This is a genomic window from Bacteroides sp. ET225 (genome assembly GCF_024733745.1).
Taxonomy (GTDB): Bacteria; Bacteroidota; Bacteroidia; order Bacteroidales; family Bacteroidaceae; genus Phocaeicola; species Phocaeicola excrementipullorum.
The window spans coordinates 40,557-54,442 of the sequence record NZ_JANRHN010000003.1 but is presented as its reverse complement, the minus strand read 5'-3'; the positions used below and the strand labels follow the sequence as shown (position 1 = coordinate 54,442).

General features: G+C 37.4%; 13 protein-coding genes. All 13 read right to left on the bottom strand.

The window, feature by feature from the left end:
• Window positions 1–8: 8 nt before the first annotated feature.
• A complete protein-coding gene (locus NW212_RS02065) occupies window positions 9–1,142 on the bottom strand; it encodes a glycosyltransferase family 4 protein (protein ID WP_258336993.1) in 1,134 nt (377 codons plus the stop codon).
• Between the two features lie 34 nt (window positions 1,143–1,176).
• Window positions 1,177–2,151, bottom strand: a complete 975-nt coding sequence (locus tag NW212_RS02060) for a glycosyltransferase family 8 protein (protein WP_258336992.1) — start codon at window positions 2,149–2,151, stop codon at window positions 1,177–1,179.
• Window positions 2,108–2,707: a serine acetyltransferase gene (locus NW212_RS02055; protein WP_258336991.1), complete on the bottom strand. Its 600-nt coding sequence runs from the start codon at window positions 2,705–2,707 to the stop codon at window positions 2,108–2,110. Before NW212_RS02055 ends, NW212_RS02060 begins: the two co-directional genes overlap by 44 nt.
• A 6-nt stretch (window positions 2,708–2,713) precedes the next feature.
• A complete protein-coding gene (locus tag NW212_RS02050; protein ID WP_258336990.1) occupies window positions 2,714–3,709 on the bottom strand; it encodes a glycosyltransferase family A protein in 996 nt (331 codons plus the stop codon).
• A 30-nt stretch (window positions 3,710–3,739) separates the two neighbouring features.
• Window positions 3,740–4,837 carry a polysaccharide pyruvyl transferase family protein gene (locus NW212_RS02045; protein ID WP_258336989.1) on the bottom strand — a complete coding sequence of 366 codons (1,098 nt, stop codon included), beginning with the start codon at window positions 4,835–4,837 and terminating at the stop codon, window positions 3,740–3,742.
• Window positions 4,834–6,003 (bottom strand): Coenzyme F420 hydrogenase/dehydrogenase, beta subunit C-terminal domain, encoded by a 1,170-nt coding sequence (locus tag NW212_RS02040; RefSeq protein ID WP_258336988.1) that lies wholly within the window; start codon window positions 6,001–6,003, stop codon window positions 4,834–4,836. The genes NW212_RS02045 and NW212_RS02040 overlap by 4 nt, the downstream gene beginning before the upstream one ends.
• Window positions 6,000–7,541 carry a lipopolysaccharide biosynthesis protein gene (locus NW212_RS02035; protein ID WP_258336987.1) on the bottom strand — a complete coding sequence of 514 codons (1,542 nt, stop codon included), beginning with the start codon at window positions 7,539–7,541 and terminating at the stop codon, window positions 6,000–6,002. The genes NW212_RS02040 and NW212_RS02035 overlap by 4 nt, the downstream gene beginning before the upstream one ends.
• Complete coding sequence (locus tag NW212_RS02030) at window positions 7,525–8,472, bottom strand: capsular polysaccharide synthesis protein (protein WP_258336986.1); 948 nt, start codon at window positions 8,470–8,472, stop codon at window positions 7,525–7,527. The genes NW212_RS02035 and NW212_RS02030 overlap by 17 nt, the downstream gene beginning before the upstream one ends.
• A 6-nt stretch (window positions 8,473–8,478) precedes the next feature.
• The gene (locus tag NW212_RS02025) at window positions 8,479–9,477 is read right to left on the bottom strand and encodes an acyltransferase (RefSeq protein WP_258336985.1); all 999 of its coding nucleotides are present in this window, start codon (window positions 9,475–9,477) and stop codon (window positions 8,479–8,481) included.
• A 175-nt stretch (window positions 9,478–9,652) separates the two neighbouring features.
• Entirely contained in the window at window positions 9,653–10,084 is a 432-nt protein-coding gene (locus NW212_RS02020) for a BT0820 family HAD-type phosphatase (RefSeq protein WP_258336984.1), read from the bottom strand.
• 2 nt (window positions 10,085–10,086) lie between these two features.
• Window positions 10,087–10,635, bottom strand: a complete 549-nt coding sequence (locus tag NW212_RS02015) for a UpxY family transcription antiterminator (RefSeq protein WP_258336983.1) — start codon at window positions 10,633–10,635, stop codon at window positions 10,087–10,089.
• Between the two features lie 406 nt (window positions 10,636–11,041).
• A complete protein-coding gene (locus tag NW212_RS02010) occupies window positions 11,042–12,250 on the bottom strand; it encodes a site-specific integrase (RefSeq protein ID WP_258336982.1) in 1,209 nt (402 codons plus the stop codon).
• A 673-nt stretch (window positions 12,251–12,923) separates the two neighbouring features.
• Window positions 12,924–13,778 carry a patatin family protein gene (locus NW212_RS02005; protein ID WP_258337092.1) on the bottom strand — a complete coding sequence of 285 codons (855 nt, stop codon included), beginning with the start codon at window positions 13,776–13,778 and terminating at the stop codon, window positions 12,924–12,926.
• Window positions 13,779–13,886: the final 108 nt, after the last annotated feature.

The window sequence follows — 13,886 nt, the reverse complement described above, 5'->3', positions numbered from 1 at the left end:
ATTCAGTTTCATTTGTTTGTTAACCGATTAAACAAATCCATCCATTTTTCCATAATTCGCTCTTCTGTAAAACGGTTTGAATTAATAAATGCCTTTTGTCCCATTTCTTTTCGCTTGTCTTTATCTTTCATCAGCTCAATTAATTTAGCCGCCAACAATTCTATATTACCATTAGGAACCAAGAACCCATCTTCTCCATCAGTGATAATATCGCGCGGACCTGAAGGGCAAGCAAATGAAACAACAGGCACTCCTAAAGATTCAGCTTCCAGAATAACCATCGGTAATCCTTCATAATAAGAAGTCATCACAAATATAGAAGATTTTAAATATTCATTCTTGACATCAGAAGAGGTTCCATTCAAAAAGACTGAATCATGTAGTCCTGATTCTTCTATTTGTTGTTGTAACCTTTGTCTTTCTTCTCCTTCCCCTATAATGTGTAATGTCCAGTCAGGTATTTCTTTATGGACCAAACTCCAAGCTCGAATCATGCGTTCAAAGCCTTTTCGACGTGTATAATGGCCAACGGATATAACTCTCTTTTGTTCCAACAACGCCATCGGAGAATTATATTCAAATGTTTTTGCATTTGGAATTACCTCTACATTTTTATATTCTTTCCAATTTTTAGCATCTTCTTCCGTTAATATAATGAAGCGATCGTATCTATCTATGGCTGAAAACATTTTGTGATTTAGATACCGATCAAACAATCCAGGCAAGCCGGGTCGCTGTAAAAAATTGAGAGTGGAACGGGCTACATGAAACTCTAGTATTTTTTTACTGCCATCATGTATGTCAGGTAACCAAGAAGTTTCAAATCCGTTAACTGAAACAGTGATGTCCACATGCAAATGTTTCAAAAGATGCGCCAGTCTTTTTTTATGCAGTCGAATATTATTCCAAAAATGATATGCCTTCTGCCAATAAAAACGGTTTCTTCTAGATAAATAGTTTATATTCAAATCATAACATTGAACGTTTTCATCTAATGGATAAAAAGATTTCCGTCCGTTTTGGTCGGTGGTTATGATAAAAACTTCTACTCCACGTTTAACCAAAGCATTTGCTTTATTAACTAAAACGCGTTCTATGCCTCCGGAAGAAAATGTTCCCAATATACAATATGCTACTTTCATATTTCTAGAATTACAATCTGTGATTTAGTATCAGTTATTTTTTGCCATATATAAAATAGCGTGCTAATATTTTAATACGTTTCCATAACGAGAGGCAATCAAATTCATTTAATTTGTTATAGAAAAAATCAAAGTAGAATTTTTCATCGAAAAAAGGAGATTTTCGATAATACTCCCACCAAATATCAAAGTTTACACAATATCCTTTCCAAGGCTTTTGTCCGTTATAGTGAATTACGCCGCATTGTAGTGCTTTATCAATGTCCGTTTGCTTCCAAATATTCAGCACCGCATTTTTATGATAAATAATGGATTCTAAAATGTAAGTTGTTAGACAAAACTCGGGTGATAAATATTTTATCTTATCTTTACACGCTATATTCAAGATATCCATGTCTTGAAATGTGTAGTTATTTTTCGCTAATTCTTTAAATTGAGAAATCAAATGGCATTCTCTTATTTTCTTGGAGTTAAAAATTATATTCCCTGAATAAATAATATTTTGGGGAATCAAATGAAGTTTCTTTGAGTAATACTTCTCACAATATAAATGTGAAAGAGATTTTACTCCTGCTACATAATAATCATCCAAATCCGTTTCAAAATAAAAGTTTGATAAATCATTGCGAAATATTACATCTACATCAGAGTAAATAATTTTGTCATATTCCTGAATTAGTTCTGGAATTAACAATCGGTAGTAAGCCGGTGTCGTAATTCCTCTTATTTCAAAAGCTAAATCAAATGTGTTATCTACTTGTCTGTAATGAATTTTACAATTAGTATAATATTGAGGTATTTTCTTCAAGTATTTTTTATCCAGTTCTTCCTTTTGTGAATGTAAGATAAAAATGTCATAAAAAGTGTTTGGATTTGCATTCATCAATAAAGATGAAATGCATATGCAAGCGGGAAAAGAAAGATTATTGTCAAAAGCAAAAGCTATAGGTATAATATTCATATCTTTAACATAAATATTTATTGTTGATAAAACGTGCAGGGCTTTCATAAGAAATAATATGCGTAGGAACGCCTACAGCTGTTGCATTTGGGGGAATATTTTTTACAACGACAGCACCTGCACCTATTGTTACTTCCTTTCCGATTTCAACATCTTCAACGATGCAAACATTTGGGCCTATATATACGTTATCTCCTATAATTGCAGCATTATTTTCATTACTTCCGATAGTTGTAAATTGGCTTAAATTCACATTATTGCCTATTACAGCTGTAGGATTAATTATAATGCCAAAACAATGGGATAAATACAAACCATAGCCGATCTTCGTATTGGGGTCGATATGAATTCCATATTTACGGGCATATCGGTTCAAAATTTTATGGCAAAAAGGATAGAAGATTCCTTTATAAGTAGAAAATCTTAGCCAAAAAGAAAAACTAATATTTAAGCGTCGCATTCCTAATAATAGTTTGACAAGGCTAGGTACTGTACCATAGCAGCGAAACCAATCGCTTTTAACAAGTTCTAGGCAATCAGCATAATTACAGGGTATGGGAATTTTAATTTTTCCATAGCTGTAACTTATAAATTCATGATTCATGGCCAATTATTTGAAATATTTGTGTGATAAAAATCTTACAGTATCATACGTACGGAACAAGTGATGTCTTAGTAAAAATGCTAAGAGCCTTTCTTTTGTAGCCGGAATGTTAAATGTATTTAAATAAGAAGCTATATCTACTTGGTTTATTAACCTAATTCGCTCTTTACGCTTTAAATGCTTATCTTGATATAATGCATTCAATATTCGTCGTGAATAATATCCTTTGATCCACCTAATATTGGATAAGGCCTTTTTATTTTTAAATTGTTTGACAGATATTATAGTTGTAACTATATCAAAAATATTACAGTAGCTAGATAATTCTGATTCAAGACTATAAGTTTGTTTAGTCAAAGATGAATCAACCTCATAATTGTAAAAATAGTCTGTATCACTTGAAATGAAAATCTTATTGCATAGTAAAATATACTTATATAAGAATAACAAATCTTCACCTATATGCATTTGCTCGTCAAACCTTAAATGCATTTGATCAATCAAATCCTTTTTATATAATTTACTCCATGGAGAGGTATGACCATGAAATGCATTTTCAGCGAATGCTATTTCTAAATCATCTGAAGAAATCATTTTAGAAGGAAATTTTTCTTTTAAAAAGATCCCATCTTTTCCAATCAGCACAGCGTAAGAAAATACTAAATCTACTCCTTCAGATATATGTCCTATTAAATGTTCTAAATAAAATGGGCTAACCCAGTCATCGCTGTCTACAAATGTAATCCATTGCCCTTCAGCCTTTTCTATGCCTAAATTGCGAGCAGAACTAACGCCTCCATTTTCTTTATGAAATAATTTTACTTTATCGGACTTCTTTAGATACTGTTTGCAAATTAAAAAGGAGGAATCATTACTCCCATCGTCTATTAATATAATCTCATAGTTATAATATGTCTGAGTAAGAAGTGTATCCAAACATTTGTACAAATATTTGGCTGCATTATAGATTGGAACTATAATAGATACTTTGGGATGAAGCATAATCTGTAAAAAACATTTTAGGTAAACAAATTACGATAAGGCTGTCGTTAAAAAATTATCAGATAAGGTTCTTAGCTTTTCTAAACGTTTGTTTACATCAGAGAAATTAATTGTATCTGTTGCAATTTGAGAATTATTGCTGATTAAGCGATGTTCTAATCCTAATGAAGAAAGAAAATCATTCATACGTTCAGATTGTATTTTATTAAAGCCTATTGTGTTAAAATCTTTCTGAAAGAGTATTGCAAATATAGTTCCATGAAATGAAGACGTTATTATGTAACTAGCATTCCTAAATAAATCTAAAAAATTCTGAGGACTTTCTGCTGATAATAAATTTTTATCAAATAAAGACTCAGATGATGCTGAAAGCTTCAATACTGCAAGTTTTTTCTTCGAAACAACTTTTTTTATGACATTATCTAAAATAGCTGATTCCGTGTAATACAATTGAAAGACTAGAACATATGGTTTCTTTTTTTTCTTTTCTGTAGAAGAAATTGCAGTAAAAGCTGATTGTCCCAATAACAATACGGGATCGACAGTTATAGAAACTGGCAATTTATAATTCTTTATTATCAATTCAGCAAGTGATTTTTCTCTGACACTTATTGAGGTGAAAGAAGTGAGAAGCTTTTGAAACTTATCAAAAGAAGCTTCTAAATTTAAAACACTTCCTACGCTTGCTGCATATGAAATAATTTTTTTCCCTTGAGATGCTGGGAACTTTCCAAAATAAATTTTATCAAAACCATTTGTAATTTTGGGATTCCAGACTTGATCGCTTCCTATTATAAAAGCATCAAAATCATTTGATTTGTTACAACATAATTCATATGGATATAGATTAAGAAATCTATTGGAAAAGCGAATGAAAGAGTATTTACGTTTGATACGCAGAGGTATGGTCATTATTTTTCTAATAAGAAAATAGACATTGGTTATAAATGAGAAATCATGCGACCATTTCCAATCAAAAATATTATAACTTGCTTTTAGGTATTCAGGGCAATAGTCAATAATATAAACTTCGTGCCCCATTTCCTTTAGATATTCTTGTAAGCCAAAAGCCTGCAAAACTGCTCCATAATTTATTGCGCAATGAAAAGTGAGTATCCCTATTTTCATTTTATTAATTTTTGTGTGATTAACTTCTTTGCTGTATTGATTTTTTGGCGTAGGATTTCAATTTTATAACGCCAACCTTTGTCGCCATATTTTTTTAATATATATTGAAATCCATATTTTTTATAATCATTTTCAAACTGATCTCTGAGTGGATGTAATTCTGAAGGATGCTCCAGGTTGGGTTGCAAGCAATTTTTCAACTCCACTTCTATAAAGTTCATGTCGTTTTGGCTTTTTTCAAATAGATCTTTTCCTTTGCCTGTATTGATTAAAATTAAAGAAATCCCTTTATCATCACGATTAAGACTAAAATCGATTTTATCCCATCCCCAAAAATCTGCGATTGTTACATCGCTCGGACGATTAAAATTTGTGAACGGACAGTTTGAACAAGATTTCCGAAACATTATATGCTTGTAAAATAAATAAGTAAAACTCTTCTCACATTGCATTTTTCCATCTGAAAAGACAAATGTTTCTTTATGATCATTCCATCCAAATAATTGTTTATTTCTGAAATTAACTTTAATGATTTTGTTCTTATATTTTCGTTCGAGATAGATAAGATAATCTCTCCATATGTATGGAGATGGTACTCCGTGGCAAACAATATCAACAAGATATAAGTTCAAGCGCAATTGTTTTCCTACAAAAGCATTTAATCCTGCAGTTTGGCAAGGTGTCCCCGAAAAAAGGACAATCTTACCAGCCTTTAAATCTTGTTTTATTTGTTTGAATGTGTTATTTAAATCGCTTTGTACATACTTACTTCCTTTAAACTCGTTTCTTTCACTTTTTGTGGTAGCTCGTTTGTGCACTACTTTAAAGTGATCTGTATAACCGGCTCCATAAATAACACCTCCTTGTTTTAAAATCCAATCAGATATAGCTATAAAAACAGCACCGCTCCGGCTTGTTTCTATCTCATGCATATCCTTATGTCTAGCCGCGTATGCTGATATGTGTGAAAGATTCAGACTTGTGTCGTAATGATTATTGAATGCGCAAACGGCATTGCATAAGTCACAATTTACACATTTTTCAATGTCTGCAATAGGGTATAAAAACCCCATTGTATCTGGTTGCATCGTTATAGCATTGTGCGTACAGATGCTTGCACATGCAGTACAACCGGAACATTGATATTTATTGTCAATTTGTATCATCTTCTTAACTTCATTTTTGCGATAAAGGTTTTATTTTGGATGAATTTACGTTCAGACTTATTACAACCAATAAAATAAACGACTGCGCCAACATTGATTAAGCTAATAAAAGTGACAGTTATAAAGCGCAACCATCCCTCATGCATGTTATAATAGACTAAAATTGGGCAAACTGAGGCTATAATTGCAATAAATATAACATTGACACAAACATTACATAAGTATTGTTTTATGGGTAGTCCTACCATATTATGTAGAAAGGCAAGCCGTAATGCCAAACTTGATAAAGAGATCAATATGGCTACCATTAAGGTAGATTCTGGTGGTAATCCAATTTTTAAACAGATGTATGACAATGGAAAGTTCATCAGTTGTAATCCACCTACAGCTATTTGGTAATTACGAATTTTCCCTGTAGCCAATTGTAGCGTAATCAAAGTGTTGGATAATATATCACATAGTGAAAGGCATAGAATTAGTCTGACAAAATTTGTTGTATGGTTTGGAAAGTTTCCCAGCCATAATGTTAATACAAAATTTGTTTCTAGCATTATTGGTAATGCAAGCATAAAAACAATGTAAAAAGAGAAGCGTGCTCCTCGTTCTACTAATGAGAACATATATCCTCTATCGTTTGATGCATACGACTTGGTTATTTGTGGATTTAGCGCTACCATAAAATTGTTGGCAAATGCACAAATTGCTAAATTGACAGAAATAGCTATGCCACGTGCTGCATTAATCACTGGTCCAATAATCAGGTTTAGCAAAATATTTACGCCTTGATCTTTGAATATACTTGATGAGCTGCCTATAAAATTCCATCCGGCAAAAGAACTCATTTCTTTCCAGCATTCTTTGCAGAAACAAAATCGCCATTGGCATTCCTCAAAGTTTACTTTGCAATATAATAAATAGATACATTGTAGCAATATGGCTATTGCAAACAACAATAAACTATAAATAATCAATCGATCGAATTTCCATGAAGAATTAGCTATGAATAGAACTGCTAGCAAACGTAAAACAACATCTACAATGCCGATGTATGCAAAAGTATTCATCCGCTCATGGGCTACGATAGATGCATTATAAGGCGTACTGAATAGATTGAATATAAAGCTGAAAACTGATGCTTGAAAAACCCAATTAGCGGCATATAATCGTTCTGCTGGAATAGTCATTCGTGTGTTTAGAAACCACACCCCAACGCTCTCAGCCAATATAAAAACGATTCCTGCAAGTACAACGTGAATAAGCAAGGAAGTAGAAAATGTTTCTTTTAGTCGTTCCATATTTCCCTTTCCTAATTCAAAAGTCAGAAATCGGCTGGAGGAGGCTGAGAGAGAGCCGGAAATGAGGGAAAACATTGCAACGAAGCCACCTACTACGTTGTATATGCCATAATCTTCTACGCCTAGCGTATTCAGCATTACCCGTGAGGTGTATAGCGACACTAACATGCTGAATAGCATCCGTACGTAGAGCATTAGTGTGTTTTTCGCTATGCGCTTCGTGTTTTCAGCGTGTGAAGTCATTTTTTTTTATTTTATTCAATTCTTTTTTTAATCGTTCTATACAGACTTCTGGAACCTTATAATTCATTTTATGCATAGTTGACAGTTTTAAAGCATCGTCAAATGACATGCGTGGATAATCTTCCGATATTATAGTCATTGCATAATGGGGTAAGCAATCGCTTTTTATCGGACAATTTAATGCTGGATGCGAGCGTATAAATTCATTAAATAATATCTGGAAAAAATAATAATGTGGGAATATATTCTTCTTTATCCAATACGTATATAAAATGTCGCATAGAATCTTTATGACCAAGTTGTTCTTGTGAGCGAAAATTACGCTATTCAATGAACGTACTTTATACTTTGGATCCCACCCCCAATATCCAATATAAGCATTTTTCCAATATTTTTTGTTTTCTTCGTTATTGTCTCGTTGGAACATAAAAAAACTGTAGCTAAAGTACTGTTTTGGGAGAGGTCCTGTTAAAAGAATGGTAGCGTCTAACCATACTCCTCCATAAGTGGCCAGTAAAGCCAAACGGAGGAAATCGGCAAAATGTGCCTTTAAATAGTATTTACGTTTTTGATAAATCTCAGCTGGAATATCTAAATACTCCGAAATATTATTATCTGTCAGTCTAAGCAATTGAAAATCCCCTTTATAATATTCCACTGAATCTAAACATATGCGAACCATTTCAGGAACATTTTCATATCCTTGTCCCCAATATTGCCAAATTATATGTTCATTTGCAAAATCCTTTTTAGGACGAATGGGAAAGTGCAGTGATTTTCCATTCTCATATTTTTTTATGAGGTCATTACAGATTTTTGCAGTTTTGCTTTGCTGATGAAGAATCTGTAACTTATTTTTATAACGCCATAAAGAATGCGGAATAATCCGTTTTATGACTGTTTTTATTTTATTAAAATTAAATTGTCGCATTGATTTTTATTTGTGAGAACTTAACTGAAGCATTTTACAGCCTTTCTTGAAAGCAAAGGCTGCAAAAGTAACAATGACAACATATCCCCCGAAAATAAATAAATTCCAGTTAACTCCTAAGCTTTCCATACCTTTTCTAGCAATCCCTCCAAGTACAGCATGAATTAGATACATATCGTATGTTATCCCTCCTAATTTAAGCCATATTTTGCGTCGAAAAATGGTATTAAGGAATCCTTTTTTCTGCATTCCAGCAAAAATAATTATGGGAAATGTGAGGAATACATATTTATCATAATTCTCTTCGGCATCAAAGAGATAGAATGTTATTATAAATGCAACGATAGCAAAGTAATCTATCCATTTTGAATTACGTATCTTGTTATACTGGCTATGTGCAAAGACACAAAGTAAAATACCAACTCCCATTTCTGCTATTCCGCGCATCAGAGAAAGATGGATTCCTCCATAATTATTATATACTTCCAAAGAATTCCCTTGATTACATAAAAATGCCAACGAGATCAAACTTATGATTGGAATAAACAAATGTGTGCTAAGTTCTGTCCATTTGTTTAACAAATAATAAAGTAAAGCACCTCCCCATATCAATACAGAAAAATACCATGTAGGTGGATTGAATCCGCCGTTGTTGAATAATCCTATATCCTGCAAAAGAAACATTTCGTAAATGAACTTGAATATTAACTCCATGGAAAGAGTATGGTAAAACAAATTACGCAACAAGCCAAAATAAAGAAAGCTGAAACATAAAGCTACAAAATATTCTAGATACATTCTTTTCAACTTATCGACGGTATACTGAACGGCTGTTTTAGGTTTTCTCAAAAAACTTTCCATTAGTAAATAGCCGGAAAGAATGAAGAAGAACTCAACAACCAGATAGCCGTTCTGGAAAAAATTAGTGCCTCCATGCCAAGCTAATAAAACTACCATAAAGGCATAGCGATAGAATTCTATAGTGGAAGACTTTTGAGTCATCATTTGCTTTTTAAATTTCAGTTTTTGGAAATATGCATTTACAATTATCAGCAACTATATGAATGAAATGATAGTACCGTTATCAATTTCTTTTACTTTTATAATTGGGTAATACAAATCATATTACTGTTTTTGTAGACATTTCTTTTCTCAATCAGTAATGGTGGAGAATACCTGTTTATTGATTGAATAGGCGTTTCCAGAAAGTGTTGCGCTTCTTCTCAGCATTGCCATGCACCATATCCATATACTGCTCAAAGCTCCATCGGTTATGCACCATTTCATAGATTGCGCCCCAGTCGGGGAGTTTGCCCACGTTGCAGTCGTCGATGTACATGTCTGCCCGCACTTTCCGGCATGGAGAAGTCTGGTCGGACCTGACCTGTTCGTCGGGATGATTGGCGTTGACCGCATAAAACTCCAGTCCGCGTTTTCTGCAGTATTCCACCGCTTCCTCCAGCAGGTCGTTTTCGCGCACTGTCCATAAGATCAGCAGGTGGCGTTCGGCCTGAAGCTTTTTGAGCGTGGCGATGGCAAACGGTATCTCTTTTCCGATCTGCGGATACTTGTGTTCCACAATCGTTCCGTCAAAGTCTACTGCGATGACCATATTTATTTCACCAGTTGGATAAATTCGGGCTGTACTTCGATGGAAGCTGTCAGGAGGCTGGAAAGTTCGATGAACAGCCGTTTGATATGCGATCCTTGCAGTTTCTGCAGGCGTCCTTCATAGCCGTTCAGCGCGCCTCCGATTATCCGCACCTGTTTGCCTATCATGTCGGGAGTGATTTCGCCCGGCATATAGTAGCGCGGATTCTCGCAAGATTCCACGGCATGGATGAAACGTTCCATGTCGGCATCTCTTACCGTCATGGGAGTTCCGTGTCCGTCTCTCAGGAACCTGTACTGCAATGTACCTATTCTTTCTACAATGGGATCCAGTATTTTGCGGGAGTCATGCACGAACAGCAAGTCTTGCATAAACGGCACTTTCACAGGCGTCCGTTTGCCTTTGCATGTGATCAGTTTCCATACTTTGGGAGTGAAAATCTCAAGGTTCATATCTTCGAGCATTTTGTATGCAGGCAGTTTGGCGTTGCTTCTTTTCAGATCACGCATCACAAACCACCGAACCTCTTGCAAAGAAGTAAACTTTTCCATAGTTCAAAAAATGATACTATCTCTAATCCTGCAAGTTATTGTAAAAGTCAGAATAACAAGCAGTTACAAGAAAAATCCTAAAACTTCTCTCAATTCCCCACGCCAAATTTTCACTCTTTTGTCTTTTTTTGTCTTTCATAAATAGTAGGATTTTGCGTACTAATTAATCAGACAACCTTTTATTCATCTTCTAAAATGAGATGGATTTTCTGAGGCAAAGGTAATAAAATAAATTAATCTTCAGTCTTTTTGCTGTATATTTTTTAGATGTTCGTTACATCATGTAACAATTTATTGGCAAATTGTGTTTTTTATTGTGAAATAACTGTTTGTTTTACAAAGGATTTGTAGCGATATCCATCTCATTTTAGGAGATGGACTTTTTATATGTAATGTAATGGGTTTGTCATAGGTCTTTCAATATTTTCCGGTTGGCTTTGTCTACTTCATAGGACTTGATGGAGTCCAGGTAAATTTGTGTGGTGATTTCCGAATCGTGTCCGAGCCCTTCGCTGATGATGGATATGGGAATGTCCTTGCAGCGGGCGATGGTGGCCCAGCTGTGGCGGCTGTAGTATAAAGACAGGGGGACGGGCAGCTTGATGGATGTTGCGATGTCTTTCAGCCTCCGGTTGATTTTTCTCATCTGGTTCTGGTATTGTCTGCGTTCGTTTCCGTCTTCCCGGGTTATGATGGGGAGGAGGTACTGCGTGCTGTTCGGCTTGTACTTGTCGAGGATGTCCTGCATCTGTTTGGTCCATTCGATGACCAGCAGCTGCCCTGTCTTTTTGCGGCGATAGGTCAGGCATCCGTGCTTCAGGTCGTTCTTTTTAAGGTATGCCATGTCGATGAATGACATTCCCCGCGTGCAGAAGCTGAAGATGAACATATCTCTTGCGAAGTCCATGACACGTTTCCTCGACAGGTCCAGTTCCTTTATCTTTTTGATCTCTGCAAACGAAATGCTTCGTTTGATGGTTTTGTCCATGCCGCAATAAACGTGCTTGAAGGGATGCCTGTCCGGTGTAAGCCCTTTTTCGACAGCCAGTCTGTAGTTGGTGCGCAGGACGCGCATGTAAAACGAGCTGGTGTTGCGCAGCAGTCCGTGCCTGCGCAGCTCCGCCTCATAGTGCTCCATCAGTTCAGAGTCGATCATGTCGAATGTCAGGTCTATGCCTTCCCGGAAACGCATGAAGCTGTTGAGCGTTGTCTGGTACGTTTCGCTGGAGCGTATCTTGCCCAGCTGCTTCTTGTGGGCGACTTGCGCGCGTATGAAGTCGAAGACGCTGCAGCCTGTATCCGTGCCCGAGATGTACTTCTGTATGATTTCGTCCAGGCTGTAGTCCTTTCCGGAGCAGTCCAGCTTTTCTGCTATCGCCTTCAGTCTTTTCAGCTCGTACATTATGTTCGAACGGATGATTTTCAGTCTGCTGTAGCGTTCGGAGGCGGGTGAGGGGATGGCTATCTCTTCGAGCTTTTTATCCCATTCGTCGTTGCGTATTCTGTACTTGCTTCTGATTCTGCGTACTGTACGTTTGTGAATTAACTGAAACACCAGTGTGCCTTCTTTGGCCGGATTGGTCGACGGCCTGAATTTTAGTCTGATAGATGTCATATTTGTATGGTTTTATCCCGTAAGTTTATTAAAAGTCTGTTTAGAGCTTGCTTAAATTTTTCCAATAAGTAATGTCATGTCAGGTTCTTGCGGCCTGTCTGTCCAAAACGCGGGGTTGGCGTTCTGACAAAATGTTGGCTGGGCCTGGCGAGAATGCTGTTTTCAGGGCAACGGGAAAGGCGGGGCGGAAAAAACGCAGGGAAATGTGCCCGGGCGAATGCCTTCCTGCCCTTGATATTCTTCGTTTCTGTCCTTTGCGTGCTTCCGTCTGGATGTTTATGTGTCTTTTCGTTTGTTTTTCTTGTGTTATGCTTTCCTTTTGCGCCTGTGAAAAGTGTCCGGAATGAGGACGTTCTGTACGAAAACGGCATCGTTCGGCATCGCGGATGTCCCTTTTGCAGTATCCTTCCGGCGGATGCGGGGACTTTAGCGCAAGGTATCGGGACATTTTCTTTGGGATGTTGGGACACGGTTGCGGATATGACGGGACATTTTTCAGTTTTTATCCGTCATCTTTTCCCTTTTTCAGGGCTTCTGAAGGGGGTGTGCCTTTGCATTCGTTAAGGATTGCCTGCCGGAACGGGAAGAATCGTCCGGCCGTGTGTTGCGGAAAAGGCGGATTTCTGCCTTTTCTGAAAGCATATGCCGCTTTTCCGTGTCTTTATGCAGATGTTCAGATGCCCGCCAGATAGGGACTTAAAACCTTCTCGGCACAAGCGTATCCCTCGTTGTAGAGGTCGGTGAGCTTGCGTATGTCTTTTTCGATGCGGTTCACGGTGACCGGCTTTTCGGGACGTATGGCCAGCACTTTTCCTTCCTGTTCCAGGCGGTCCGTCAGTTCCAGCTGCTCGTTGTAGGCTTCGCACCGGCGGCTGAGGGCCATTCTCAGCTTCGGATAGCGGCGGTAGATGAAGCCGGGTATCCGGATGTCTTTTTCCGTTTTCCGGTATCCTTTGTGGCGGGTGAGCACAACGATGTTCGTTTCGTAGCCCTGGCTCATGGCCCGGAGCACCGGAATGGAGTCGACAATGCCTCCGTCAAGCATCGGGCGTGCGTCTACATACGTAATGGGGCATACGTAGGGCAGGCTGCTCGAAGCCTTGACGATGGCGATCAGCCTTGTCTTGTCGGCCTTCTCTTCCAGGTAGCAGGCCTTTCCGGTCACGCAGTTGGTGGTGACCATCTCGAACCGTGCGGGGTTGTTGTAGTATGCCTGATAGTCGTAGGGCAGGATTTCGTCGGGAAACAGCTCGTACAGCAGGTGCTGGTCGAGGATGCTGTGCTGGTTCCAGAAGTATTTCAGTCCGATGTAATGGTATTTTTCAAGCAGGTCGATGTTGCTGTATTTGGCGCGTCCCCGCTGGTGCGACATGTACGAAAGCCCGTTGCACGCTCCGGCCGATACGCCGACGGCATATGGAAATTCGATGCGGCGGTCCATCAGATAGTCGAGCACTCCGCAGGTAAAGACCCCTCTCATGCCCCCTCCTTCGAGGACGAGGCCCATTTTCTTGAAATCAATCTCCATCGCTGTTTCCTCCCGATTGTTAGCTGTTTTCTGCAAATATATGTTTTTCTGATGCAATTTCATGCAGCTTTTAGTTTTTATTTCTTACATTTGCAGGAAAAATATGAA

Bases quoted from the DNA above. Each gene is read 5' to 3' on its own strand.
- NW212_RS02065 (WP_258336993.1), bottom strand. From the start codon at position 1,142: ATGAAAGTAGCATATTGTATATTGGGAACATTTTCTTCCGGAGGCATA.
- NW212_RS02060 (WP_258336992.1), bottom strand. From the start codon at position 2,151: ATGAAAGCCCTGCACGTTTTATCAACAATAAATATTTATGTTAAAGAT.
- NW212_RS02055 (WP_258336991.1), bottom strand. From the start codon at position 2,707: ATGAATCATGAATTTATAAGTTACAGCTATGGAAAAATTAAAATTCCC.
- NW212_RS02050 (WP_258336990.1), bottom strand. From the start codon at position 3,709: ATGCTTCATCCCAAAGTATCTATTATAGTTCCAATCTATAATGCAGCC.
- NW212_RS02045 (WP_258336989.1), bottom strand. From the start codon at position 4,837: ATGAAAATAGGGATACTCACTTTTCATTGCGCAATAAATTATGGAGCA.
- NW212_RS02040 (WP_258336988.1), bottom strand. From the start codon at position 6,003: ATGATACAAATTGACAATAAATATCAATGTTCCGGTTGTACTGCATGT.
- NW212_RS02035 (WP_258336987.1), bottom strand. From the start codon at position 7,541: ATGACTTCACACGCTGAAAACACGAAGCGCATAGCGAAAAACACACTA.
- NW212_RS02030 (WP_258336986.1), bottom strand. From the start codon at position 8,472: ATGCGACAATTTAATTTTAATAAAATAAAAACAGTCATAAAACGGATT.
- NW212_RS02025 (WP_258336985.1), bottom strand. From the start codon at position 9,477: ATGATGACTCAAAAGTCTTCCACTATAGAATTCTATCGCTATGCCTTT.
- NW212_RS02020 (WP_258336984.1), bottom strand. From the start codon at position 10,084: ATGGTCATCGCAGTAGACTTTGACGGAACGATTGTGGAACACAAGTAT.
- NW212_RS02015 (WP_258336983.1), bottom strand. From the start codon at position 10,635: ATGGAAAAGTTTACTTCTTTGCAAGAGGTTCGGTGGTTTGTGATGCGT.
- NW212_RS02010 (WP_258336982.1), bottom strand. From the start codon at position 12,250: ATGACATCTATCAGACTAAAATTCAGGCCGTCGACCAATCCGGCCAAA.
- NW212_RS02005 (WP_258337092.1), bottom strand. From the start codon at position 13,778: ATGGAGATTGATTTCAAGAAAATGGGCCTCGTCCTCGAAGGAGGGGGC.